21 protein-coding genes are annotated in these 26,291 nt (G+C 63.5%); 14 read left to right on the plus strand and 7 right to left on the minus strand.

What is annotated here, in order from left to right:
• Positions 1-4 precede the first annotated feature (4 nt).
• Genes RS897_RS12875 through RS897_RS12895 form a run of 5 tightly spaced genes read left to right on the plus strand, consistent with a single transcriptional unit; the run spans position 5 to position 4,387 of the window.
• Entirely contained in the window at positions 5-1,042 is a 1,038-nt protein-coding gene (locus tag RS897_RS12875) for an ABC transporter substrate-binding protein (RefSeq protein WP_407654477.1), read from the plus strand.
• Between the two features lie 9 nt (positions 1,043-1,051).
• The gene (locus RS897_RS12880) at positions 1,052-1,873 is read left to right on the plus strand and encodes an ABC transporter ATP-binding protein (RefSeq protein WP_315836921.1); all 822 of its coding nucleotides are present in this window, start codon (positions 1,052-1,054) and stop codon (positions 1,871-1,873) included.
• Between the two features lie 35 nt (positions 1,874-1,908).
• Positions 1,909-2,721 carry an ABC transporter permease gene (locus RS897_RS12885; RefSeq protein WP_315838623.1) on the plus strand — a complete coding sequence of 271 codons (813 nt, stop codon included), beginning with the start codon at positions 1,909-1,911 and terminating at the stop codon, positions 2,719-2,721.
• A complete protein-coding gene (locus tag RS897_RS12890) occupies positions 2,721-3,692 on the plus strand; it encodes a 2-hydroxyacid dehydrogenase (protein ID WP_315836922.1) in 972 nt (323 codons plus the stop codon). The genes RS897_RS12885 and RS897_RS12890 overlap by 1 nt, the downstream gene beginning before the upstream one ends.
• A 2-nt stretch (positions 3,693-3,694) precedes the next feature.
• On the plus strand, positions 3,695-4,387 hold the full coding sequence (locus RS897_RS12895; protein ID WP_315836923.1) for an AprI/Inh family metalloprotease inhibitor: 693 nt from the start codon (positions 3,695-3,697) through the stop codon (positions 4,385-4,387).
• Between the two features lie 30 nt (positions 4,388-4,417).
• Here RS897_RS12895 and RS897_RS12900 read toward each other — a convergent pair whose 3' ends face one another.
• From RS897_RS12900 to RS897_RS12930, 7 genes are all read right to left on the minus strand, one after another.
• Entirely contained in the window at positions 4,418-5,029 is a 612-nt protein-coding gene (locus tag RS897_RS12900; protein WP_315836924.1) for an SMI1/KNR4 family protein, read from the minus strand.
• 164 nt (positions 5,030-5,193) lie between these two features.
• On the minus strand, positions 5,194-11,952 hold the full coding sequence (locus RS897_RS12905; RefSeq protein ID WP_315836925.1) for an FG-GAP-like repeat-containing protein: 6,759 nt from the start codon (positions 11,950-11,952) through the stop codon (positions 5,194-5,196).
• Between the two features lie 111 nt (positions 11,953-12,063).
• Positions 12,064-12,378, minus strand: a complete 315-nt coding sequence (locus tag RS897_RS12910) for a hypothetical protein (RefSeq protein ID WP_315836926.1) — start codon at positions 12,376-12,378, stop codon at positions 12,064-12,066.
• A gap of 85 nt (positions 12,379-12,463) precedes the next feature.
• Positions 12,464-13,114: a Vps62-related protein gene (locus RS897_RS12915; RefSeq protein WP_315838624.1), complete on the minus strand. Its 651-nt coding sequence runs from the start codon at positions 13,112-13,114 to the stop codon at positions 12,464-12,466.
• Positions 13,115-13,289: 175 nt separating this feature from the next.
• Positions 13,290-13,844: a Vps62-related protein gene (locus tag RS897_RS12920; RefSeq protein ID WP_315836927.1), complete on the minus strand. Its 555-nt coding sequence runs from the start codon at positions 13,842-13,844 to the stop codon at positions 13,290-13,292.
• A 673-nt stretch (positions 13,845-14,517) separates the two neighbouring features.
• The gene (locus RS897_RS12925) at positions 14,518-15,117 is read right to left on the minus strand and encodes a Vps62-related protein (RefSeq protein WP_315836928.1); all 600 of its coding nucleotides are present in this window, start codon (positions 15,115-15,117) and stop codon (positions 14,518-14,520) included.
• Positions 15,118-15,236: 119 nt separating this feature from the next.
• Positions 15,237-15,905, minus strand: coding sequence for a Vps62-related protein (locus tag RS897_RS12930; RefSeq protein WP_315836929.1), 669 nt, complete (start codon positions 15,903-15,905; stop codon positions 15,237-15,239).
• A gap of 434 nt (positions 15,906-16,339) precedes the next feature.
• On the opposite strand from RS897_RS12930, the gene RS897_RS12935 reads away from it, so the two are divergent.
• From RS897_RS12935 to RS897_RS12975, 9 genes are all read left to right on the plus strand, one after another.
• Positions 16,340-17,920, plus strand: a complete 1,581-nt coding sequence (locus RS897_RS12935) for an ABC transporter substrate-binding protein (protein ID WP_315836930.1) — start codon at positions 16,340-16,342, stop codon at positions 17,918-17,920.
• Positions 17,921-18,011: 91 nt separating this feature from the next.
• Positions 18,012-18,992, plus strand: coding sequence for an ABC transporter permease (locus tag RS897_RS12940; RefSeq protein WP_315838625.1), 981 nt, complete (start codon positions 18,012-18,014; stop codon positions 18,990-18,992).
• Complete coding sequence (locus tag RS897_RS12945; protein ID WP_315836931.1) at positions 18,992-19,918, plus strand: ABC transporter permease; 927 nt, start codon at positions 18,992-18,994, stop codon at positions 19,916-19,918. Before RS897_RS12940 ends, RS897_RS12945 begins: the two co-directional genes overlap by 1 nt.
• Positions 19,915-21,780 (plus strand): dipeptide ABC transporter ATP-binding protein, encoded by a 1,866-nt coding sequence (locus RS897_RS12950; protein WP_315836932.1) that lies wholly within the window; start codon positions 19,915-19,917, stop codon positions 21,778-21,780. Before RS897_RS12945 ends, RS897_RS12950 begins: the two co-directional genes overlap by 4 nt.
• A 98-nt stretch (positions 21,781-21,878) precedes the next feature.
• A complete protein-coding gene (locus RS897_RS12955) occupies positions 21,879-22,637 on the plus strand; it encodes a DeoR/GlpR family DNA-binding transcription regulator (protein WP_315836933.1) in 759 nt (252 codons plus the stop codon).
• Complete coding sequence (locus RS897_RS12960) at positions 22,630-23,928, plus strand: Zn-dependent hydrolase (RefSeq protein WP_315836934.1); 1,299 nt, start codon at positions 22,630-22,632, stop codon at positions 23,926-23,928. The genes RS897_RS12955 and RS897_RS12960 overlap by 8 nt, the downstream gene beginning before the upstream one ends.
• Positions 23,925-24,887, plus strand: a complete 963-nt coding sequence (locus RS897_RS12965) for a phosphotransferase family protein (RefSeq protein WP_315836935.1) — start codon at positions 23,925-23,927, stop codon at positions 24,885-24,887. Before RS897_RS12960 ends, RS897_RS12965 begins: the two co-directional genes overlap by 4 nt.
• Before the next feature lie 14 nt (positions 24,888-24,901).
• The gene (locus RS897_RS12970) at positions 24,902-25,834 is read left to right on the plus strand and encodes a phosphotransferase (protein WP_315836936.1); all 933 of its coding nucleotides are present in this window, start codon (positions 24,902-24,904) and stop codon (positions 25,832-25,834) included.
• Positions 25,835-25,889: 55 nt separating this feature from the next.
• Positions 25,890-26,291, plus strand: coding sequence for a GFA family protein (locus RS897_RS12975; RefSeq protein WP_315836937.1), 402 nt, complete (start codon positions 25,890-25,892; stop codon positions 26,289-26,291).

Consider the following 26,291-nt stretch of genomic DNA (forward strand, 5'->3'; position numbering starts at 1 on the left):
CCTGATGCGGCCCATGGAGCTGTTTCGCGCGTTCACCCTCGGTTTTGCCGTTGCCGGCGCCGCTTTTGCCGCCACGGTTCCCTCCCGGGCACAAACGCCGGCCAGGCTCGACAAGGTCTCGTTCGGCACCAACTGGGTGGCCGAGGCCGAGCATGGCGGCTTCTTCCAGGCGGTGGCCGACGGGACCTACAAAAATTATGGCCTCGACGTGACCATCGTGCCGGGGGGGCCCAACATCAACAACCGCATCCTGCTGATCGCGGGCAAGCTCGATTTCTTCATGAGCGCGAACTCGCTGCAGTCGTTCGACGCGGTCGCCAACAATGTCCCGGTGGTGGCGGTGGCCTCGATGTTCCAGAAGGATCCGCAGGTGTTCGTGGCGCACCCGGAATCCAAGGTGACCAAGCTGGAAGACCTCAAGCCGCTGACGCTGTTCGTCTCCAAGGAAGGCATGCCGACCTATTATCAGTGGCTAAAATCCGAATACGGTTTCAGCGAATCCAATGTGAAGCCCTATACTTTCAACGCGCAGCCGTTTCTCGCCGACAAGAAGAGCGCGATGCAGGGATATGTGACGTCTGAACCTTTTGCTGTGGAGAAGCAGGCCGGCTTCAAGCCCACCGTGGTCCTGCTCGCCGATTATGGCTTCAACAGCTATTCCACGCTGATCGAAACCCGCCGGGAGACCGCCGACGGCAAACCGGATCTGGTGCAGCGCTTTGTCGATGCCTCGGTGATCGGCTGGTACAATTACATCTATGGCGACAACCGTCCCGGCAACGACCTGATCAAAAAATTCAATCCGGAGATGACCGACGATCTCTTGGCCTATTCGGTGGCGAAGATGAAGGACTACGGCATCGTCGATTCCGGCGATGCGCTGAAGGATGGCATCGGCGCCATGAGCGATGCGCGGATGGCGAGCTTTTTCGAGAAAATGGTGCGCGCCGGCGTGGTCCGCAGCGACATCGACTATCGGAAATCCTACACTCTGCGTTTCGCCAACAAGGGCGTCGGTGTCGACCGCCGCCCGAAGAACTGACCGGCGCGCGTGGCTGATCCGGCGATCGAGAGACCTGGCGCAGACGTGGGGCTGCCGGCCGGTGTGGCCGTCAGCCTGCGCGGCGTCGACAAGACCTACGACAATGGCGTGGCTGCGCTGGTCGGCCTCGATCTCGACGTGTCGCGCGGCGAATTCCTGTCGCTGCTGGGCCCGTCCGGCTGCGGCAAGTCGACGGCGCTGCGGCTGATCGCCGGCCTCAGCCAGGCGACGAAGGGCTCCGTGAGGGTCACTTCTGGTGCAAACCGCGGCGGGCAAGCGATCGGTTTTGTGTTCCAGGAGCCGACTTTGATGCCCTGGGCCAGCGTTTCGGACAATGTGCGGCTGCCGCTGAAGCTCGCCCGCGTCGCGCGCACCGCGGCGGATCAGCGCGTCGACGCGGTGCTGGCGCAGGTCGGCCTGTCGGAGTTCGCAAATGTCTATCCGCGCGAACTGTCCGGCGGCATGAAGATGCGGGTGTCGCTGGCGCGTGCACTGGTTACCGATCCCGATATCCTGCTGCTGGACGAGCCGTTCGCGGCACTGGACGAGATCACACGCTTCAAACTCAACAACGACCTGATGGAGCTGTGGCGTAGCCTGCGCAAGACCGTGATCTTCGTCACCCATTCGGTGTTCGAGTCGGTCTACCTGTCGCAACGCGTGGTGGTGATGACGCCGCGGCCCGGTCGCATCAGCGCGCAATTCCACATCGATGCGCCGGAGCCGCGGTTGGAGGAATTTCGCACGTCGGCGGGCTATGCCGCGCAGTGCCGCGAAGTGTCGATCGCACTCGCCAATGCCAGTGCGGCGACCAAGGGGATCGCGCGATGAGCATCGCCAAAGGTCCCGATCGTCGCGAACCCGCTATGTGGGCAAAGCCAGCCGCGCGCACCTCCGACGCCGGCCGGGTCTTCCGGTTTCTGCTGCCCATCGTGGTGCTTGCGGTCATGATCGGCCTCTGGGAAGCGGTGGTCCGTATCAACGCCATTCCGCCTTATGTGCTGCCCAGCCCGGTCGTGGTGTTTTCCACGCTGCTGCAGGACTGGAACCTGCTGTTCGGATCACTGCTGGTCACGCTGCTGACCACACTGGAAGGCTTCATCGCGGCGGCGGTCGGTGGCATCGGCCTCGCGCTGCTGTTCTCGCGCTCGAAATGGCTGGAATATTCGCTGCTGCCCTATGCGGTGGTGCTGCAGGTCACGCCGGTGATTGCGATTGCACCGCTGCTGCTGATCTATCTGCCGCAGCCGGTCGCGGTGGTGACGTGCGCCTGGATTGTCGCGTTTTTCCCGGTGCTGTCGAACACCACCCTGGGGTTGAAGTCCGTCGATCGCAATCTCGCCGGGCTGTTCACGCTCTATGGCGCCTCGCCGCTGCAGACCCTGCAGCTTTTGCGGCTGCCGTCGGCGCTGCCCTACATTCTGGGTGGCTTGCGGATCGCCGGCGGGCTGTCCCTGATCGGGGCCGTGGTGGCTGAAATTGCGGCAGGGTCGGCGGGGGCCGGCTCGGGCCTTGCCTATCGCATTGCGGAATCGAGCTATCGCCTCAATATTCCGCGCATGTTCGCGGCGCTGTTGCTGCTGTCGGTGGCCGGGATTGTGATTTATATGGCTCTCTCGCTGGTGTCGTATCTTGTGCTACGACGCTGGCACGAAAGCGCGCTTGGAAAGGATATGTGATGAGTGCGGAAAAGATCGACGTTCTGGCCTACGGGCAGTCCAAGAAGCTCGTCACCGACGGCTTGAGCAGCATGTTCACGGTGCACGCCGCCGAAAGCCGTGGCGACCTCGACCGGATCAGCCCGGCCATCGCCGAGCGCATCAAGGGGGTCGCGGTGAACGGCCTGGTCAGCGCCGACAAGGCGATGATGGAGAAATTTCCCAAGCTCGAGATCGTGTCCAGCTTCGGCGTTGGTTACGACCATGTCGACACGGCGTTTGCCCGCGACCACAACATCATCGTCACCAACACGCCTGACGTGCTGACCGAGGAAGTCGCCGACGTGGCGCTGGGCCTGCTGATCGCCACACTGCGCGAGTTCATCAAGGCCGATCGTTATCTGCGATCCGGACAGTGGACCAAGTCGAACTATCCGCTCACCGTCGGCTCGCTGCGTGGCCGCACCGTCGGCATGGTCGGCATGGGCCGCATTGGCCAGGCGATCGCGCGCCGGCTCGAAGCCTCGCTGGTGCCGGTGGTCTACCACTCGCGCCGCCCGGCCGAGGGCGTGGCCAACAAGCATTATCCCAACCTGGTGGAGATGGCGAAGGCGGTCGACACGCTGGTCGTGATTACCCCCGGTGGCGCGGCCACCGCCAAGATTGTCAACGCCGAAGTGATCGATGCGCTCGGCCCCCGTGGCGTCATCGTCAATCTGGCGCGCGGGTCGGTGATCGACGAGCAGGCGCTGATCGCGGCGCTCAAGGACGGTAAGATTCTCGGCGCCGGCCTCGACGTGTTCGCCAACGAGCCGAACGTGCCTGACGAGTTGAAGGCGCTGCAGAACACCGTGCTGCTGCCGCACGTCGGCTCCGCCTCGGTCGTCACCCGCGATGCGATGGACCAGCTGGTGGTCGACAACCTCAGGCACTGGTTCTCCGGCAAGCCGCCGATCACCCCGATCCCGGAGACGCCCGTCAAGGGTCGCTGATCATGCGCGCGTGGCTGCGTGGTGTCGTGGTGCTGACGCTGTGGACCGTTTTCGGTTCCGCAGTGCAGGCGCAGGATACGCGCAGCCTCGCCCAGGACATGGTCGGGCAATGGGAGCTCGCCACCGCCGAGCGCAACAAGACCTGCGTCGTCACCTTGAAGGGTGATCCGATCGCCGGCGGCATGAAGCTTGAACTGGAGAAGGGCTGCGTCGCGGCGCTGCCCTTCACCAAGGACATCGTGGCCTGGAGCATCAAGGGCCTCGACATCGTCCGGCTGCAGGATGCCAAGGGACAATCCATCATCGACGTCACCGAAGTCGAGAGCGGCATCTTCGAGGGCCAGCGCAGCGGCGAGGGCGTCTATCTGCTGCAAAATCTCGCTGCCGCCCGCGCGCTGTCGAAATCGATGGACCAGATGATCGGCGACTGGTCGGTGGTGCGCGGCAACGATCGCGCGATCTGCAGCCTGACCCTCACCAACACCGAAACCGCGCCGGACAATTATGCGGTTTATCTCAAGCCGCGCTGCGATCCGATCGTGGCGGGCTTCGGCCCGGTCACCTGGCGGCTGGAGCGCGGCGAACTGCAGTTGACGTCGGCAAAAGGCGAAGTCTGGCGCTTCGAAGCCGACGACAACGCGCAATGGCGCCGCGTGCCTGATAGCGCTGATCCGTTCATCCTGACACGGCAATGAGCTTGCTGCGCGTCCGCGCGATCGACGGTGTCATTGCGGTGGTGGGGGCCAGCGAATCTGCGTGCCGTCCGGAAGGTCGCGCAGCATGGTTGCAAGCCGCCCGGTTTGCCGCAGATAGGCGGCTCCATTCTGGACCCGCAGATTGTCCAGACTGTACGTCCCTCCCAGCACAAAGGGCCTGATCGGCGTCAGCCGCGCATCCGCCGCCAGTTGACCATGTTGCGCCTGCCAGGCGTGGCACAACGGATGGCCCGTCAAATATTCGTAGTCGCCGAGAATGCCGTCGCACCATTGTTCCAGCGAGGAGCCGAGGATTTCAACCTCGCCGGTTTCCGCATTGAAGCTGCCGAACCCTTCTGTCGTCACGCAGAACTGGTTGCCGAACACATCCTGGGCAAAGAAAATCAGACCGTCGGCTAGGCTTCCATAAGTGTCCCGCCACAGGCCGGGGCTGTTCCACGCCGCGAGATCGCACGGCTCCGACGCGAGAGCGGGAAAAACCTGGAGCGCGGATTCGAACGCAAAAAATCCGTTTCGTGCGGCCAGCAATTCGGCGATCGCGTCGCGCGACGCCGCGGGTATGGTTTCATCGATCGCGGCGAGAACCTGAGCGGTAGCCGTCTGGTCGATCGCCGGCGTCAAGCCCGCGCTTGAGTGACTCAGCAGCCGTTGCGTTCCAGGTCCCATCTGCTGTCCAGGTTAGAGCACGATCCGGAGAATTGCATACCGGTTTTGCGACCGGAATAGGTCCAAATCGCCGTTCTCGGCATTTCGCGCCGGCCCGCTTGCTGCAGAAGCCACCCTGGTCATTTGACGATCTTGAACCAGACTCTCACGCCATCCAAGAAGGACCTGAGCTGGCCGCCGAACGAGGATCCCGACCCGCGGTTATCCGCCTGGTCGATAAGCCGGATATCGGCGCCGTCGCCGCCCTCGGCGAACATCGCCGGCGGATATTCGTCCCGGTCCAGACCGGCCGCCGTTTTCACGCCGCGAAGCGAGGCCCTGCGATTGGCCTTGGCTCCGGAGCGTTCGATCGTCAGAACCTCATCATGGCCTGCCTTCTGGGCATCCCGAATGTGCGCCGCCGACTCCGGATATTCCGATTCCGGCATCTCCAGGATGACATCGTACTTCGCGCCCTTCTTGGTCTTTCCGCTCTTGTCCTTGACCGTGCATGGATTGTGGACCCAGATTTCATTGGCGCCCGCGAAATACGAGTGATCGGGGGCGAGATAAAGATTATGCACCGTGATGGGGACGGGAGGCTTCAGCCGCGTCACCGCGACCACCCGGGCGCTGTCACCGGTGTGCGTCACCAGTTCGGTGCCGGGGACGAGATGTTCGGCCGCAATCCAGCGGCCTCCCGCTGTCGCAACCGGATGAGCCGGAGTGACCAGCAGCCTTTCCGAGCTGCGGCCGGCGATTTGTAACGCGATCAAGTCTCTGACGGTCCGTGACATCGCCCTGGTGACCGGCCGCGGCCGGTCGATGCCATCGATCGCATTGCGCGACAGGACGCTCTGGCCGATGTGCAGGCTGTCGATGCGCACCGGGCCATCGGCACTCGCCACCGGCGTATCGGCCGTGAAGCTCGCCGCCGTGCATTCGTCCTCGGCGTCGGAGCCGAGATCCGTGCCTGCCTCGTCTGCCTTTTCGGAGGCCTGCGTTCCGACGTCGATGGAATCCCGTTCGACCCCGGTTCGGACCGCCGTGCCGGCGGCATCGGTTTCGATATCGTTGCTCGTCGCGGTGGCGGCGCGCTGTGCCGACGTCTCCACCGCATCGCTCGCCGCCTCTTCGCCCGCGGCGGCTTCTTCTCCGAACCCTCCGGTCACCGCGCCGATCACGAAGCCTGTGGCGTTCTGATCGCCGAATTGCTTCCAGCTGAAATGATTGCCTGCGGTCGCGCTGTATTGCACGCTGTTGATGCCGGCGCCGATCAGGCCCTGGCCAAGCGGCTCGAGCGCGCCGTCGCTCAAGACATCGATGGCGGCTCCGGCAGCGACCTCGGCGACGCCGATAACCGCGCCGAGGATCGAATCGAAGATATTGTGGCCGGCCTCGTCGATCAGTGTCGCGGGATTGTTGATCGCGAAGGCATAGCGGTTGAGGGCGTCCGGCCGGAACACGTTCGTTGCCGGTTGGGTGTCCGCCGTCAGAAAATGCCCCAGCCCGGGCTCATAATGGCGTGCGCCGAAGTAATAGATCTGTGCGGTTTGTTCGAATTCGTTGCCCTGGAACTTCGGCCGTACGTCGTCCGGGCCGCTGCTCGCCGCCGGGACCGGGGCTCCGAACGGCATGTAGGCGAAGCGGGAGGACAGCCGGCCCTGGTCATCCAGCGTTACGGTGGTGCTGCGCACCTGATTGGCGTGCACGAAACGCGTACCGGGGACCGGCGTTCCGGTCGGGCGTTTCGCACCCGTGCCGCCTTGGCTGATCGCGGCGTACCTGCGCGAACCACCGGTCAGATACACCGTCGTTAGCGGTGCGACGCCCGGCACCTGCGTTACCTCGAAATTCGCGAACGGGTAGACCACCGTGGTGCCGTCAGGGGTTCGCTTCGCAAGGCGCCGGCCGGTGTTGGTAAACGCCAGATTCTGCAGTTGCGCGGCCCCTGTGCTCTGCACCAGGGTCAGGCGGTTCTGGGCATCGTAGGTGAAGCTGGTGGTGACGCTGCCGGTGGTGCGCGAGCTGACATTGCCGTTGGGATCGTAGCTGACGGCGAGCACCGGTTGCGATGCATTCGTTGCGCCGACCACGCGATGCGCCTGATAGGTCAATTGCAGATCATTGACCTGGGTCCGGTTGCCGTCGGCGGAATACTGGTAGGCCTGGTCCGCGTAGAGTTGATTGGTGGTGGCGCCGACAAGGCGGCCCGAGTCGTAAGTGAATGTTTCGCTGTAGTCATGGCCGCCGGGTTTGATCTGGTCGGCGACACCGCGGAGATTGAGCAGTCCGTCCCATTGCAGCAGGTTGTCGACCTGCTTCGCGCCGGTGGCATCCACCAGGGTTTCCCGCGCGGGCAGTCCGCTCGGGAGATAGGCCACGGTCGCGGCGGCGTTGTTGGCATATTGTGTGGTCGTGGGCTGGCCCAGCGCGGTATAGGCCTTGAACGTCACCTGGGGCCTGCCGTTCAGGTCGATGCCGCGCAGGTTGCCGCCGCTGTAGCGGCGCACAATCAGCGAACCGTCGGGATAGTGCTCCTGCTGCACGCGCGCTTTCGGGTCGAACACCTTGCTCGCGGTGTAGGAGCTGCGGGCGGCCGTGACCGTGATGGTTTCCAGGTTGCGATTGCCGTAGCTGTCATAAGCGAATGCGCGGCTATAGCTCGGGTTGCCTGCATTCGTCGCGCTGACCGAGGTGAGCCGCTCGACACCGCTGGCCGTTGGATTGTCATAGCCATAGGTGATGGTCCCGTCGGGGTCGGTCTGCTGCAGCACACGGCCCCGGGCATCGCGGGTAAAGCTAGTGCGTTGCCCCTTGGCGTCGGTGCGCGAGGCCAACAGGCCGTCAAGACCGTAGCTGCGGATCTCGGCGCTGATCGCGGGATTGCCGGTCGTGTTCTGGTCCGGGTTGTCGACGCGGATCTGGCGTCCGACCGAGTCGTAGCCGATCGTGGTCTTGATCCCGGATGGGTTGTTCGCGGTCGGCGGTTCGACGATCGATGTCAGCTTGCCCGTCGGATCGTAGCCGTAGACGGTTGGGCCTGCGCCGGCGAGCGCCATCGAGACGATCTTGCGCCGGCCGTTGAAATAGCCGGACTGAACCGTCGTCTGCAGGAGGTCGGAGTCCGTGCCCTTGGTTACGGTCGACACAAGTCCGGATGCGTAGGCATATGTCGTCGATGTCGTGCTGCTGCCGTCCGCGGTGAGCGGCGTGGAGGAGGTGACCGGGCGGCTATAGGCATCGAATGTCTGGGTCGCCCACAGCAGGCCGCTGCCCGACGACGAGCCGCACGTCTGCTCCTGCAGGAACGCGGGAAGCGACGTGCGCGATGTGCGGCTGTCGGCATCGAAATTCGCGCAGACCATGACGCCGGACGGATTCTCGTCCGACTGCGCGGTCAGCATGTACTGGCGTCCGAGGCCGTCCTGATAGGAGCGGCGCCAGCGCACTTCGCCAGGTGTTTGGCCGACTGGCCAGGATTCGGCCTGCTGCACCTCGACATAGAATCGATTGGACGCATCTCGCATCGGGCGTGCCGTTGCCGTGGTGACCACCGCCGCTTGTTGAAAAGCGGCGGGACCGGTATTGGGGCCGACACAATTGACGCCGGCGCTCACGCCTGCCGGAGCCGTGGGGACGGGTCCCTGCGTTGCGGTGACGCGTCCGATGTCGTCGATGCACGCGATGAAGGTCGCGCCATTGGAATTGGTGCGTGCGACCTGTTGGCCGAAGCGCGGATCGTAGCCATAGGTCGTGACCGCCGTGCCGCCCGATTGCGTGGGCACGGTGACCGTCAGCAAATATGTGTTGTAAGTCGGGTCGAAGCTCAGTTGTCTCGACCGGTTGCCCGGCAGGACCTCTCTCAGGCGATTGCCGAAGCCGTCGTAGCTGTAGGTTGTGACCAGCTCCGCGGCGTTGCCGTCATCGTAGATCGCGTAGCTCACCTGATTGAACGCGCCATCGTAGGTGTAGTGCTCGAGGTGAAAGTCCTGCCCGGCGGTGAACGTGGTGAAATTGTTGCAGTCGGTGGAGCGAGACGTCTTCCGGTGCTGGAGATAGCCGAGCGCCCAGCCGGTTGCGCTGGTCTGGTTGAGGTACGCCGAACAGGTGTAGACCGGATTTTCGGCACCGGTGACGCCGAAATCCGCGATGTGGGCGATGTTGCCATAGCTGTCGTATTGATAGGCGCGCCGCCGCGTGAAATCGGGCTGCCCGTAGTTGAACGCCGAGACGGCGACTTGTTGCAACCGGGTATCCTGGATCGGCGTTTGCAGCGGCCCGGCGCCGGCTGCGACGGTGACCGCGGCGAAGCTGTTGACGGTCTGATTGAGCAGCATGCGATCGCCGCTGCACTTCGGATCGGGGCTTGTGCCGTGGGTGCAGTAAAGGCTGACCGACGCCGCGGTGCCGGTGAGCGGAAAGGCCTGATTGTAGCTGATGACGCGAATACGCCCGAGATCGGCCTGAGTGCGTTCGACGGCCTGAAAGCCGAGCCAGCCGCGGCCGCTCAAATCGACGAGGCCGCCGGCGTAGCGAAAGCTCTCGGTGTATTGATAGGCACTCGCGTTCAGTTGCGGATCATTGCTGCGGGTGATGTTGCGCACCACTTGCCGGACGCCGCCGCCGACCCGCTGGAAAGGTCCGGTGCTCGGCGTCATGCGATAAGCGTAGGTCAGCGCGTCGGATCCCGACGTGCCGGGTGTGTAAAGGGTCGGGTCCGACAGCGGCCCGTACGCGACGGTCGTGACATTGCCGAGGCCGTTCGTCACCGACTGGATCAGGTCCGCGCCGGTGTTCGCGTTTTTGAGGCCGGAGACGGCCGCGGCGCCATTGTTGCTCCAGACCTGCAGCAGGTCGGCGCGTCCATTGCCGATATAATCCGCCGGCAGGATGCTCGAGGCGGCCGATGCGCTGAAATTCGTGCTGAAGGTTTGGCCGGCGCTGAAGATGCCCGCTGTGGGCAGGAACACCGAAGCCGAGATGTTGCCGCCGTCGCTGTAGATCTGCACCATACTGGGGGTGCCGCTGCCGGTCGTGTCGAGTGGTCCGAGAAAGATCGTGTTGGCGGCCGGGCTGTTGGTAATCGTCTGTGTGCCCGCCTCGAAGCCCCCGGCGCCGTTGGCAAACAGCGGCAGCAGCGTGACCACATTGTTCGCTCCGGTCTGGGCCAAGACCATGTCGGTTAGACCGTCATGGTTGATATCGACCGGCCACATCCCGAGCATGCTGTTCAAGGAGCTGGTGCCGAGCTGGGTTTGGATCGGAGTTCCGAAGGCCGCGCCATTCGACTGCGCGGCGAGGACGAGTGCCGTGTTGTTGGGGCCGGATGTGATCTGCACCAGGTCGACCATGCCGTCGCCATTGACGTCGGCGGGAAAGATGTTCGCACTGGTGGGGTCGAACGCGAGCGTGGTCGAAACCGGGGGCGCGAGGGTGCCGCCCTGGCTCAGCATGACCTCCACATCCAGGCCGGTCGGGGTTTTCCAGGCCGCGACCAGATCGGTCTTGCCGTCGCCATTGATGTCGGCGGCCCACTGATAGTCCGGGTTGGCGGGAAGGTTGAAGGTGCCGGAGGGGCCGGTCGTGAAGTCGCAGCCGCTTTGCGATCCGAAGAACAGCGCGAAACCGAACAGGCCGCCCTGTTGAAAGGTGTAGACGAAGTCCGAGGCGCCGTCGGCGTTGAGGTCGGCGGCCAGCGCAAAGCCGCTGGGCTGAATTGGAATCTGCAACGGATTGGGACAGACGCTGAAGGTCGAGCCGTTCGAAATGGCCGGCGCCACATACTGGTTGACGTTGTCCTGGGTCATTCCGACGAGGTCGCCGATCCCGTCGCCATTGGCATCCATGACGACCGGCGTGATCGTGCCGGGCAGAGCCGCGGAAAAATTCAACGCTTGCGGTGTGAAAGTCGGTGGTTGCTGGCCCTGCCAGGCGATGGTCGTCGGTGTCAGGCATTGGGATGGCGAGCAGCGCTGCAGCTGCGTGAGCAGCGATCGGCCGGTGGCGACGCTCGGGGTATAGGACATCGTCAGGTCGCGGACCAGGGCCGCGTCGACGTAGGTCTGGACGTGCGTCAACAGAGCGGTCTGCCGATAGGATATACCGCCGACATAATTGGTGATCGGATCGGACCGCGTGCCGTCCTGATACACAAAACGAACGAACCGGTTTGCTGCCGTGCCGGCCACGGCGGTGTTCTGGCCGTAAGCAATGGTCTGAATGTTCGGGCTGCCACCCTGGTTGGGCGCGTAGGTGAATGTCACCAGATTGCTGTTGGTGTCGCTGGTCGATGACATCAGCCAGCTGCGCACGTTCGGTCCCGAGCCGGCCAGTGCACGACTGTCGGGCGTGCCTCCGAATACGGTCACCTGTCCGGTTTTGGAGGTGCGTGTGAATTGGCAGGGCGCGTTGCCGCACATGGTGCTCGAGCTGACGACGAGCTGCCAGGATTCGCGTTCGGTGCGGTACACCGTCCCCGGTTGACCATAGTCTCCGGAGACATTGATGAGGCGCTGGCCGTCGAGGCAATAGCGGTCGTCGCTGTTGAAGGAAACCGTGCCGCGCCGCTGGTCGACCGCCGGAATGGCCGGGCACCGGGTGATCGCCGAAAATCCGGTCAACTGCCAGCCGACGCCGAGCAGGCCATTCACGCCGCCGCTGCTGTAGCGCAGCGACAGGCTCGGCTGCGCCTGGCCGATGCCGGGCGGCACGTCGATCGGGATGGTGACGGTGAAGTTGCCGTCGGCGTCGCTTCCGGCGTCGAGCCTGATTTCGCCGGGTGTTGTCACGGGCGCGGTCGCTGCCGCCGGCCTTTGTGCTAGCGCATAAATCGACGCAGCAGCAATCAGCAGCAACGCAAAACAGCCCGCGAGCCAACGGTAAGGATTGTTCGACATCGCTCGAGCCTTCTTGATGACGTTACCGAGTTGCGCCTTGTGAGGCGCGTGAAGCAACGTGTTCTGAAAGTGCGGCACGATGCCGGGCCGGCATTCGGACCGCCTGCAACATTACCGCACGGAAATTGGCTGGATCGGCACGAACGCGGTGCCGGTGGGGTTATTGTGGTTCGGCCAGGCGAAGAAGGTGTTGAGTGGCGAGATCGCCCACAGTGCCGTGTCGGCGGCGCGGTAGCCGCTACCGCTGTCGTTCCAGAGCAGGGTACTCAACTCGTATGACTTGGCGTCGTTCTCGATCTGGACGATGTCGCTGGGCGTCTCCGGGATTGATCCATCCGGCTGGCAGTAGACCGAGCCGTTGGTGATCGCGGACGCAATCTGCGTGAATTGACTGACAGGCTGAATCTCGAGGACAGGTAAGCTCATTTGAATAGTCTCCTGTAAATCGGAGTGGCTATTGTTCAAAAAGCTTGTTCGACCGGCAAACGCGTTCGGCCGCGACTGGATGCGATCAGTCGGGCATGACGGGAATGGGCTGGCTCGGGATGTACGCTGAAACTGTCGGCGTCACGCCGTTCTGCGGCCACACGAAGAAGGTTGCAAGCGGTGCGATCGACCAGCACGACGTATCGTAGTTACAGCCGCTGCCGTGATCGTCCCAGATCAGCGTGGTGAGCGGATAGGACTTGGCCAGATTGGCGTTGAGGCATCGGAAGGTCGGAATATTGGGCGGCGGTGCGTCCCCCGTCGCAATGCGATCCAAAATCTTGACTATTCCTCCGTCCATCGTGAACAGGTCTCGATCGGTCTCGGACGGAACATACGTGGTCCAGACGTGTCCGCAGCCCACATAGCCCTGTGGGGCTTGGGGCGCCCAGCATAGATACAGAGAGGGCGGAAATGTCGAATAGAAGCCCGTTGTGATGAAATTCCATCCACTTGGCGCCGCGAGGGCCGGGGAGGTGGGATCATCTTGGACGACCTGGACTACGAATCCGGAGCCGAGAGGGCCTTGCGTCCCCGGCTGGCAATAGTCGCCGAAGAAGAACCAGCCGTCCGGCGTGTTCGGGCGGAAGATGGTGACGGCGGTGTCCGCGCCGGTGTCTTGCACGACCTGGCTGAAATCCATGGTCGGCTGAATCTTGAGAACCGGTAGAGGCATCGTCCACTTGCCCAATCAATGATCAAAACTTGTTTTTATCGCAATACAACCATCAATACAGGATTGCCCGGTCGCGGGCAACGCGGACACCGTCTCAATGAGCGCAAATCTGTTCGTGCGACATGAGCAGGACTCGGCCGCGAGACTGTGGAATCAGGACATCCCGAATTCGTCGTCAGGACATGATAGGCTGTGTTGGAACGAAGGCCAAAGCCGGCGGCGTCACGCCGCTTAGCGGCCAGGCGAAGAACGTTCCCAGCGGTGCAATCGACCAGCATGCGTACCGGGGAGGGTTGCCCTGATCGTTATAGAGCAGACTCGCGGGCGCGTAGGATTTGGCCAGGTTTGCATTCAGGCACCGCAGCGTCGGGATCACCGGCTTTTCACCGAAATTCGTCGTTGCGAACACATGCCCGCAGGCCACATAATTCTGCGGGGCTATGGGAGCCCAGAAGCCCGATAAAGTCTGAATGTCCGGGGGCGATGTGATGGTGATGAGAGTCCATCCGACGGGTTCGGCCAGCGCGGGCGAATTGGGGTCGTCGTCGGACACCTGGACCAAGTAGCCCGGACTGAGCGGCGATTGCAACCCCGGCTGCGTATAGTCGCCGAAGATAAACCAGCCATCCGGAGTGTTTGGGCGCGAGACAGAGAGGTTGCTAGTGCCGGCGATGCCCCCGATTTGCGTGAAATCCATCGTCGGCTGAATCTTCAGAACAGGCAGCGGCATTGATCCCCCTGTCGCAATCGATCTATGAAATCGTTTCCCAGATGCAATCCATGAGCAATACCGCATCGGCCGATTGCTGACAATCGGTGCCGAGTGTGGCTTAAGCTTATGGTTTGAGTTCGTAGCTTCAATTCATGGCTTCAATTCATGGCTCAGGGTATCGCTCGAGGCCGTCGCGCGTCCCGGGCGGGAGCGCGGACAATCGCAAGGATGCCCGCCCGCGATGGATAAGGAAGTTGTCGATGCGGCGCCGTGTCCTGCGAACGAGATGGACGTGTCTGATAGCGCCGATCCGTACGCGGCAGTAAGCGCAGGCGCTTCCCCTCCATGACAAGCGTCAGCGAACCTCCCGCCTGCGCCGATGGCTCGACGAGAGCCTCGAACCGCCGCAGTGGCCGGAGGGTGTTCATGGGCGCACCCTCCTGCCGTCCGATGCGCCGGCGTTGCATGCGTTCTTCACCCAGGTGATCTTGGAATTCCAGCTCCCGTATGAGGCCTGGTGGCAGGGCCTTTCGAGTGATGCGGAATTCGATCCCGCACTCTGCTTTTTGTCCTGCGATGCAGCCGGACACATTGTCGGAGCCGCGCACGCTTCGAGGCCGATGACAACGCGCCGCTGCTCCCGGCGAGGGCCTGGGTGGTGCTCGGCCGGCGCTCAGGCAGCCTGCAGCAATCACCGTTCCGGAATTTGCTGGATCGGCACGAATGCGGTGCCGGTGGGTGTGTTGTAATTCGGCCAGGCAAAGAAGGTGTTGAGCGGCGAGATCGCCCACAAAGCGGTATCGGCGGGGTGGTAGCCGCTGCCGCTGTCGTTCCAGAGCAGGGTGCTCAAGTTATAGGACTTCGCGAGATCGGCGCGCAGGCAACGCAAGCTGGAAATAAAGGGCGGTGTCGGTGGCGGATCATAAGGATCGAAGGTCTGTTGGGGACCTACCGTCATCACGTGTCCGCACGCGACATAGTTTTGCGGCGGGACAGGGAGCCAGCTGTACCAGATGTTTGCCCAGCCCGGAGTGAATTCGATTTCACCGTTGGAGGTAATCAGGGTCCAATCGACCGGGGGCATAAGCGCGGGATTGTTCGGATCGTCTTTCTCGACCTGCACGGCAAAGCCGGGCGACTCGGGGCTGGATCCATCCGGCTGGCAGGTGTCGCCGAAATAGAACCACCCTGCATCCAGACTGGGCCGCCAAAGGCCCATCTGTCCGCCGTAAACGGACATCAGTTGCGTGAATTGATTGACCGGCTGAATCTGGAGAACAGGCAAACCCATTTGAGCATCCTCTGAAAAAGAGGCGGTATTCGATTTAAAAAATCACGATCGGCAATGACTTGGCCAATGACTTGGCCCCGGCAGGGCGTGATCCGAATGGCGCAATCAGAACGGCGCAATCAGAAAGGCGATTCGGGAATAGGCTGGCTGGGAATGTACGACGAGACCGTCGGCGTCACGCCGTTCTGCGGCCAGACGAAGAATGTCGCCAGCGGCGCGATCGACCAGCATGACGTATCAAGATTGCAACCGCTGCCATGGTCGTCCCAGATCAGGCTGGTGAGCGGGTAGGACTTGGCCACATTCGCATTCAGGCACCGGAAGTTCGGGATATTCGGCGGCGGGAAGCTGTCCAGCGCCATGCGATCCGGAATTTTCGGTGGTCCTCCATCCGTCTCGGACCGGGCGAACATTTCTCGCTCGGCTTCTGACAGGGGGACGCTGGTCCAGACGTGTCCGCAGCCCACATAGCCTTGCGGTGCCACGGGGGCCCAGCACGCATACATCCCGATCTGCGAGATTGGAAAAAGCGAGGTGAAACCCCCCGTTACGAAATTCCATCCGGTTGGCGCCGCCAGCGCCGGGGACGTGGGAACGTCGGTGACGACCTGGACCACGAAGCCCGAACTCAACGGAGCCTGGGTCCCCGGCTGGCAATAGTCGCCGAAGAAGAACCAGCCGTCCGGCGTGTTCGGGCGGAAGATGGTGACGGCGGTGTTCGCGGTGGTGTCTTGCACGACCTGGCTGAAATCCATGGTCGGCTGAATGTTGAGAACCGGTAGAGGCATGGTCCACCTGTCTGAATCAAATGATCAAAAAGATATTTGGTCTTGAAATACGGCTGTCGGTGCGGGATTGGTCGTCGCTGACAGTGAGCGCAATTTAATCGACGAGGACTGAAGCAGATCGTCGTGCCAAAGAATGTGATCTTTCTCACAGGCCCGATACGCAGGAGTGAATGCCAAGGCAGGTTGCTTCGCTCCAGCAGGCTTTTGATCGCATCGAGCTACGGCGGCGTCGCGCCGCTGCAATCCGCACGCGATGATCTTGCCTGCTCCGGCCCGCTGACGTGATTTCGCCCAGCCCGCCCAAAAAACCGACAGCTCCCTATCGAGGCCATTTCTGAAAATCGCTTTCCGACCAAGCCGATGCGGCTGGCACGCGGCTTGCTTTGTGGTTTTTGACCGTTCTTAGGTTTTTGTGGCTTAACCAGAGGGAAGCTATGGCCGAGAAGCTTGATCGCAGGGACTTTCTGAAGAGTGCTGCCATCGCCGCCGGGGCGGCCGGCTTTGTGCAGATCAATCCGGATTTCCTGGTCTCGCCGGCGCTGGCCCAGGGCGCCAAGCCGATGGTCTTCCTGTCCGCGGAGAACATCACCGGCAACTGGGATCCGACCGCCCACACCACGCTGTCGCAGAAAAACATCGAGGGCTTCGTGATGGGTTTCCTGACGCGCACGCCGATGCGCCTGGAAGACCCGGGCACCGTGGTCTATGAGCTCGCCACCGACATCAAGCTGCTGGATCCGCATCGCCTGCAGATCAAGCTGCGCAGCGGCATTACCTTCCACGACGGCAAGCCGTTCAAGGCCGAGGACGTCAAGGCCACGTTCGAATACGGCGCCCGCGCCGATCGCCCGGCGCAATGGTATCCGGGACCGACGGAAACCCTGACCATCGAGACGCCGGACGACATGACTGTGATCGTCGACACCTCGAAGGGCGGTTATCCCGCGCATCTCTTCATGTTTCTCGCCGCCTTCCTGCCGATCATGTCGGCCAAGGACATCGCCGAGGGGCCGGGTGGTGCACTCTCGCAGCGTCTCAACGGCACCGGTCCGTTCAAGTTCGTCGCGCAGCGCGGCAACGACACGGTGCTCGCCGCCAACGACAGTTATTTCAAGGGCAAGCCGGGGATCCCCGGCATCAACTTCACTTTCGTCGGCGATTCCACCACGCGCATGCTGTCGCTGATGAACGGGCAGGCGTCGATCGTCGAGCGGCTGGAGCCCGAGCAGGTCAAGACTGTGCAAGGCAATCCGGACATCGCCATCAACAAGGTGGTGTCGGTGGAGAACAAATATCTCTGGTTCCGCTGCTCCAAGCCGCCGTTCAATGACGTTCGCCTGCGCATGGCGGCGTGCCACGCCATCGATCGCGACCAGATCCTGGAGATCCTGGGCACCGCCGGCCACAAGTCCAGCAACTACGTGTCGCCGGTCAAGTTCGGCTACACCGACCTGAAAAACTATCCGGCCTATGATCCGAAGGCCTGTCAGGCGCTGCTGGCCGAGGCCGGCTTCCCCAAGGGCAAAGGCTTGCCGCCGCTCGAATACATCACCTCGGTCGGCTTCTATCCGAAGACCAAGGAATACGGCGAAGTCATCACCGCGATGCTCAATGAGCAGGGCTTTCCCGTCAGCCTGACCGTGCTCGAGCCGGCCGCCTGGAACGAGCGGTTGTATCACCGTCCCGGCGGCGGTCCTGGCCATATGGTGGACTGCGGCTGGTCCACCGGCTCGCCCGAGCCGGATCTCGTGCTGCGTACCCATTTCCATTCGTCGTCGCACCGCATCTGCGGCATCGAGGATCCGGCCATCGACGCCAGCCTCGACAAGGAGCGCAGCGCGGCGACCCTGGACGAGCGCAAGACCATTCTGCAGACCGAGACCATGCCGCTGCTCGCCAGCAAGGTGCCGGCGCTGTCGCTGTTCACCTCGGTGATGATCCATGCCATGCGCAAGGATCTCGCCGGTCTCTACATCTATCCGGACGGATCGATGGACGCCGCGAAGCCGGCGTGACCTTCCCTGCATGCTTAGTGTCGTCGAAGCGGGCGCTCGCTTGGCCTGCTTCGGCGCCGCGGAGCGGCCGAAGCCGGAGTCAGTGCATCTGATGTTCATTCTCAGCTTCTTCGCCCGTCGCCTGTCGCAGGGCGCCGTGATCATCTCTCTCGTGTCGCTGCTGATCTTCACCTTGCTGCGCGTGGTGCCGGGCGATCCGGTTCGGCTGATGGCCGGCGGCATGGCGCCGGAGGCGCTGATTGAGAAGATCGCCACCGAAATGGGGCTGCGTGATCCGATCATCGTGCAGTTCGGGCGTTATGCCGGGAAGGTGTTGCGCGGCGATCTCGGCCAGTCGTTCGTTCGTCCGGCGAACGGCGCGGCCACCGGCGGGGCGAGCTTCAATGATACGACCCGGGGCGAACGGGCCAAGGTGCTGGACCTGATCGTCGAAGCGCTGCCGATGACGCTGCAACTGGCTGCGACCGCGCTTGCGATCGCGCTGGTGTTCTCGATCCTGCTGGGCGTCGCTGCCGGCCTCAGGCCCGGCGGCTGGGCGGACAAGCTGGCGTTCTACGTGTCCTCGATCTTCATCTCGCTGCCGAACTTCTGGCTCGGCATCGTGCTGGCGCTGCTGTTGTCGGTGAAGCTCGCCTGGCTTCCCGCCATCGGTTATCAGGGATTTTCCTACACGATCCTGCCGGCCATCGTGCTGGCCGTCGAACTCTCTCCGGTGCTCATCCGCACGCTATCGAGCGCTGTCGCGGCGCAGATGGCCGAAACCTATGTTGCCGTTGGTCACGTGCGCGGGCTGACGCGGCCGCGGATCGTGGTCAATCACGCGCTGCGCAACGCCTCGGTGCCGCTGCTCAATTTGCTTGGCGTGCAGTTCTCCAGCCTGCTCGGCGGCGTCATCATTGTCGAATACATCTTCGATTATCCCGGCCTCGGCCTGCTCACGATCAACGCGGTGCTGCAGCGTGACTTTCCGTTGATCCAGGGCATCGCCATCGTCACCAGCGCCATTTTCGTGATCATCAACATCCTGGTCGATCTTGCGGCCACCAGCATCGACCCAAGGCTTGAATACTGATGAGTGTCGCCGATCCGATCCTTGCCGGTGCTATCCCATCGACTCCGGCATCATCTCCGTCGTCGCTCGGCCAGCGGATCCTGCTTCGTGCCGCGCGTTCGACGGAATTCCGCATCGGCGTAGCGCTGTTCGTGCTGCTGTTGCTGGCGGCGGTGCTGTATCCGGAATTGAGCGGCATCGACCCAACCAAGATGAACGTGCGCGCCCGCCTGCTGCCGCCTATTTTCATGGGCGATGGCTGGAGCTGGGCGCATCCGCTCGGCACCGACCAGATCGGCCGCGATATGCTGGTGCGCAGCCTGGTTGGACTGCGCTATTCGTTCCTGATCGGCGTCGCCTCGGTCGCGGTCACACTGTTCATTGGCTGTTCGCTCGGCACCATCGCGGGTTATGTCGGAGGTAAGGCCGATACGATCATCATGCGCATTACCGATGCGCAGTTGTCCATTCCGATGATCATCCTGGCGATCGCGGTGCTCGGCGTGTCGCGCCCCACCATCCCGGCCATCATCCTCGTTCTCGGCCTCTCGAACTGGCCGGTCTATGCCCGAGTGATGCGCTCGGTGGTGATGGCCGAGCGTGGCCGTGAATATGTCCGCGCCGCCAGGGTCTCGGGCGCAACCAACGTGCGCATCGTCCTGACATTGCTGCTGCCGCTGCTGTTTCCGCCGGTGCTGTTCACCTCGGTGCTCGACGTCGCACGAATGATGATCTTCGAATCGACCCTCGGTTTCCTCGGCCTTGGGGTGCAGCCGCCGACACCCACCTTCGGCAACATCATCGCCGACGGCCGCAAATACCTGCTCAACGCCTGGTGGATCGCCACCATGCCCGGCGTGTTCCTCTGCCTGACGCTGACCAGCATCAATCTGATTGGTGCGGTGTTCGAGCGCGCCCGCAATGCCGTCCATGGAGGGGGCACATGAGCGCAACGTCCCCAGCGCCTGTTCTCGCGGTGCGCGGCCTCAGCGTCGACCTTGCTCTGGCCGGCCGCGAGCGGGCGATCCTCAAGGATATCTCGTTCGAGATCCATCCCCGCGAAATCGTCGGCGTGGTCGGCGCGTCCGGGGCCGGCAAAACCGTGCTCTCGAAAGCGGTGGTGAACTGGATCGACAAGCCGCTGGCCATCCGTGCGGGCCAGGTCGAATTTCGCGGCCGGGATCTGCTGGGGATGCCGGCCGCGGACATGCGCCGGCTGCGCCGCGACATCGCTTATGTCGGCGCCGACCCCATGGGCGCGCTGGACCCGACGCTGCCGGTCGGCCGGCAGATCGTGGAAAAGCTGCGGGCGGTCGCCCCCGAGATCGGTCGCGATGACGCCGCGCGGCGCGTGGTTGATCTGCTGGAGGCGGTTCGCATCCCCTCCGCCAAGTCCCGGTTTCACGACTACCCCACGCAATTTTCCGGCGGCATGATGCAGCGGGCGCTGATCGTCGATGCGATGGTCTCCAACCCGGCGCTGTTGGTCGCCGACAACGTCACCCAGCCGCTCGACGTCACCGTCGCCGCGCAGGTCATTCGCCTGATGCGCGAACTGACCGAGCGGTTCCAAACCGCTGTCATGTTCATCTCGTCCTCGCTGCCGGTCGCGCGCGAGGCGGCGAGCCGCATCATGGTCATTGATGACGGCCAACTGGTCGAGCAGCAGCCCACCGAAGCACTGATCGCGACGCCACGCCACGCCTACACCCGCGATCTGGTCGCGCAGATTCCCGCGATCTGGAGCGAGGCACCGGCCATTCCGAATGCGAGCAGCCGCAACACCGCCGCGAAGGTCGTGCTGCGTCTCAATGACGTCTCGCAGACCTACAAGGTCAAGCGGCGCGGCAGTTTCGTCGGCACCGATGCCTTACGTGCGGTCCACCGGGTGACCTTCGACGTCTTCAAGGGTGACAGCTTCGCCGTGGTCGGTGAATCCGGCTGCGGCAAGTCCACGTTGATGCGTCTGTTGAGCCGGCTGGAGCGTCCCGCCGGCGGCGAGATCCTGTGCGACGGCGAGGATATCGCAAAGTTCTCCGGCCGCGGCCTGCTCGGCTTTCGCCGCAAGCTGCAGCTCGTGCTTCAGGATCCCTTCAACTCGCTGCCGCCCCGCACCGCGATCGGCCGCATGCTGGAGACCCCGCTGCGCATCCATGGCTGGCGGGATCGCAAGCGCATCCGCGACAAGGTGTGCGAGGTGATGCATGATGTCGGGCTTCCGATCTCGCTGTACGAGGAGCTTCCGATCGGCCTCAGCGCCGGCCAGCGCCAGCGCGTCAATGTGGCGCGCGCCATGGTGCTCGAGCCGGAAATCCTGGTGATGGACGAGACGTTGTCCTCACTGGATCAGACCGAACAGTTCAAGCTGCTGGGATTGTTCGAAAAGCTGCAGCGCCAGCACGATTTGACCTACATCTTCATTTCGCACGATCTGGCGATGGTGCGCAAAGTCTGCAACCGTATCGCCGTGATGTATCTGGGCGAGGTGGTCGAACTCGCCGACAATGAGCGGCTGTTCTTCGACCCCGGCCATCCCTACACCCGCGCTTTGTTGTCGGCGATGCCGACCCTGGAGACGCGGCGCTATCGTCCAGAGGATTGCCTGATGGAGGGCGAGCCGCCGAGCCCGATCGATCTGCCGGTCGGCTGCTCCTTCCGCAATCGCTGTCCGCAGGCATTCGGCCCCTGTGCCGAGGCCAATCCAGTCCTGACCGTCCGGGGGCAGCGCGATCTGGCCTCCTGTCATCTGGTGCTCTCGCCGCAGGCGCTGGCCGCGCAGCGTCAGGGGCCCATCCCGGTCGTGTCATGACCGCAACGAGCGAATTGCCGCGCGGCGTAACGTATGCCAACCGTGATCCGTCGCAGCAGCCGGTTCACGGGCTGACACGGGGGCGAGGGAACGGGACCATGAGTATCACCGAGCAGCGGCAGCAACTGATCCTCGACGAGTTGCAGCGCGACGGGCGCGTCAGTGTGAACGAACTCGCCGCCCGGCTGCGCATCAGCACCGAAACCATCCGCCGCGACCTGAAGGATCTGGAGATGCGCGGGCATGCGCGCCGGGTCTATGGCGGCGCCGTGATGGATCGCAAGCAGGGTGACCGGCCGCATGACGAACGCGTCCGCGTCCGGGCGCGGGAAAAAAGCCGGATCGCCGTGGCCGCAGCTCCCTTGATCAAGGACGGCATGAAGATCTTCATCGACAGCGGCAGCACGACGCTTGCCTTCGCGCGCCGGCTTCTGACCCGTCGCATCACGATTCACACCAACTCCATCGACATCGCGGCACTGATGTCGACCAATCCGGAGGTGGACGTCACCGTGCTCGGCGGTGTGCTGAAGCCTGACTACAAGGCCCTGTTCGGTGCCCTGACCCTCGCCGCCATCAAGGAGCATTTCTACGATGCCGTGGTGATGGGCATCGCCACGGTGCATGCCGAGCACGGCTTCATGGATCTCGGCCAGGATGAGGCACTGCTGCGGCGCGCGGCGATCGCCCAGTCGCGCCGCTCCATCATGCTGGCCGACAGCAACAAGTTCGGCCGACTCGGAACCGTCTGCACCTTCGGACTTGGCGATGTCAATGTGCTCGTGACCAACGGTGCTCTGAACGGCGAGTTCGCCGCGCAATTCAAGAAATCGAAAGTGAAAGTCATCAATGCTTGAGAAAATACCGGCGTCGCCCGTTGCCGTTCTGATTGATCCCGCGCGGCTGCAGGGGATGATGGAGGCCGTCTCGGCGTTCGGCGGCGGCGAGGGCGGATCGATGACGCGCCTGACCCTGTCGCGTGAGGATGCCGACGCCCGCAACTGGCTGTCGCGCTGGTTTGTCGACCATGGCTTTGCGCCGGCGGTCGATGCCATTGGCAATCAGTTCGGCCGGCTCGATCTGGCCGGACCGGATGCGCCGGTGATCATGGTCGGATCCCATCTCGACAGCCAGCCGAACGGTGGCCGGTTCGACGGCGCGCTCGGCGTCATCTCGGCCTGCGAGGCGGTGCTCGCCGTGCGCAACGCTCTTCAGGCCGGCGGCGCGCGGTCGGCCTGCAATTTCGTGGTTGCGAACTGGACCAATGAGGAGGGCGCTCGTTTCCAGCCGAGCCTGCTCGGCAGCAGCGTCTTCACCGGAGCGGCCGAATTGGACTGGGCCCTCGCCCGGCGCGACGGCGAGGGCGTCAGTGTCGCCGAGGCGCTCGATGCGATCGGTTACGCGGGACACGACCGGATCGCGATCCCCGATGCCCTCATTGAGCTGCATATCGAGGGCGGTCCGTATCTCGAGCAGAAGACCAAGCGTTTCGGCGCCTTCACGCGGTTCTGGGGCGCCACCAAATATCGTCTCGCCTTCCTGGGGCGCCAGGCGCACACCGGTCCCACGCCGATGGCCGAGCGCAAGGATGCGGTGCTGGCCGCGGCTTACGTCATCGCCGAGTTGCGGGATCTGGCGGATCACCACGGTCTCGATCTGCATACCTCGGTCGGGCGATTGGAAGTGTTCCCGAATTCGCCCAACACCGTGCCGGGCGAGGCGGTGCTATTCATTGAGCTGCGCTCCGGCGCGCCGGAGATTCTTGCGGCAGCCGAGGAGGCGCTCCAGCGCATGATCGCGCAAGCGGCGGCGCGGGCGAAGGTCGAATTCGAGGTGCGCTCCATCGACCGGCGCGCCGCCGGGCGGATGCATCGCGGCCTGGTCGGCCTCGCCGGGCGGGTGGCCGCGGCGCGCGGCGAGACAATTCTGCATCTCGATACGATCGGTGGCCACGATGCGGTCAGCCTGTCCGCGGTTTGTCCGAGCGTGGTGCTTGCGGTCCCGAGTGTCGCCGGCGTCATCCACCATCCGACCGAGTTGACCCATCCGCAGGACCAGGCCTTCGGTACCCAGCTGCTCGCCGACATGTTGCATGTGCTGGCCACGGAGGGGCTTTCGGTCATCACGTCTGGAGGGCCCCCGCAATGACAATCCTGATGTCGTCCGCCGATCCGCGTGAACTGGCGGAAGCTGCCCTGCAGAAGGCCTCGGTTCCCGAAGGTCGCGCGGTGCGTTGTTCACCGGCTGTGCCCGGCGTGGCCTCGCCCTCCTATCACGGCGTGGAATCCTCGACCTACGCCGTTGCGCTGGATGATCGGGCGCCGGAGTTTTTCCTGAAAGTGACGACCAGCGAAATCCGCTGGCTGATCGACCAGCCCGCGGCGTTCGACGCGGCCGCCAAAATCGCCGCCATGGGCCTCGGTCCGCAGCCGCTCGCGCTGATCGAGGCGGAAGGCGCGACATTGTTCCGTCATCTCGGCGCCGGCTGGCGGGTCGCGCGTCTGGACGATTTGCGTCAACCGGACCGTATGGCTGATGTCATCGCCGCTCATCGCCGCATCGCGGACGGGCCGAGTTTCGCTCGCACCTGGAACGTGTTCGACGTCATTGCGGAACTGTGGGCTCATATCGGCGCGACGGATGCAGTGTTGCCACCGGACGCCTGGTATCTCAAGGATCATATCGATTTCGCCCGCGATGCCATCATGGCTGCGGGCTTCGACAGCCGCCCCGCGCAGGCCGATCCGCATGCCTCGAACATTCTGTTCGGGCCGGACGGCGGGGTTCGGCTGGTCGATTTCGACATGGCCGCCAATGTCGATCCCTATTATCAGCTCGGCGCCCTGCTCAACGAAGCCTGTCCGTTCGACAGCGAGATGAAGCCCGCGATCGAAATGTTCGAGGGGCAGTGTCGGGACGCAACGCTGCATCGCTGCCTCGCCTATGCGGCGGCTGACGATTTCTATTGGGCGTTGCGCAGCCTGTTGCTTGATCGGGTCGCGCCGCGGCGCAGCCTCGAATTCCGCAAATATGCCGGCTGGCGCTTCCTGAGATGCCGCATGCGGGTCAACCGCCCGGGTTTTGAAGAAATGTTGCGCTCGCTCTAAGGGGACGACGGGTGATGAACGAATTCGGCACGGCTAGTACCGAAGCGGAGCGCGAGATCGAGGCGGCGATCAAAAACGTGGCTCCGTGGCAGGGGCGGCAACTGCGCTATTGTCCGGTGCTGGGCGGCATCAGCAACAGCAACTGGCGGGTGGAGGTCGACGCGACCGAGGCCTACTTCGTCAAGATTCCGGGGCGGGGAACCGAGATGTTCATCGATCGCACCGCCGCGGTCGCCGCCAGCCGGCAGGCCGAGAGCATCGGCGTCGGTCCGCGCACTTTCGACTATCTCGACCATCAGGGAATCGAAATTGCCGCATTCGTCGAGGGACGCCGGCCATCGACCCATCGTGATTTTGCCCAGGCGTCGATGCGGCGGGAAGCGCTGCGGGTCTACCGCCGCTTCCATGACGCGCCATTGCTACCGCTGACCAAGACGGTGTTCGACATGATCGACGAACACACGCGGCAGGTGGAAGAGTTGGCCGGCGTGGTCCCGCCGGATTTCGCCTGGCTCGATCGCCAGTATCGCCTGGCCCGCGCCGCGCTGGAGGCGTCGGGGCTCGACCTCGTGCCGAGCTTCAACGATCCGATGCCCGGAAATTTCCTCATCGCCGAGGATCGATCGATCCTGCTGATCGATTTCGAATATGCCTCGAACAACGACCGCGTTTACGATCTTGCGATCTGGAGCGGCGAGATGTTCTTCCCCGAGGCGGTCGACCGCGAGATCATCGAGACCTATTTCGGACGATGCGATGAGGCCCTCTACGCGCGCTTCATGGTGCACAAGGCCCTGGCGGACATCAAATGGTCGACCTGGGCTATGGTGCAGAATCGCGTTTCCACGCTGGATTTCGATTTCTACAAATACGGCATCTGGAAATACATGCGCGCGCGCTCCATCATCTGCGATCCGCGCTGGCCGGGCTATCTCAAGGCGCTCTGATCGGATAGGAAAGGATCGGTCTCGATCCATACCGAACACGCAAGGGAGCTTGGCGATGCGGCTGAAGGGAAGTTGTCTGTGCACGGCCGTGCGCTACGAGGTCGATCAGCTGGATTCGCCGATCGCGCATTGCCACTGCGTCACCTGCCGCAAGGCCAATGCAGCGGCCTTTGCTTCGACCGCGCGGATCGCGCGGGATCATTTTCATTTGACGGCCGGGGCGGACAAGCTCTCCGCATTCGAATCCTCGCCCGGCCGCTTCAGGCGGTTCTGCGCCAGTTGCGGCACCCACATCGTGGCCGAGCGCGCCGAGCAGCCCTTCGTCGTGCTGCGGGTGGCGACCCTCGACGACGACCCGTCGACACGGCCCGTCGTGCACATCTGGACATCGCACAACGTGCCGTGGTTGGCCGACGAAGGCCTGCCGCAATTTCCGGAATGGCCGCCGGGGCTTTGA

Source organism: Bradyrhizobium prioriisuperbiae (genome assembly GCF_032397745.1).
GTDB lineage: Bacteria > Pseudomonadota > Alphaproteobacteria > Rhizobiales > Xanthobacteraceae > Bradyrhizobium_A > Bradyrhizobium_A prioriisuperbiae.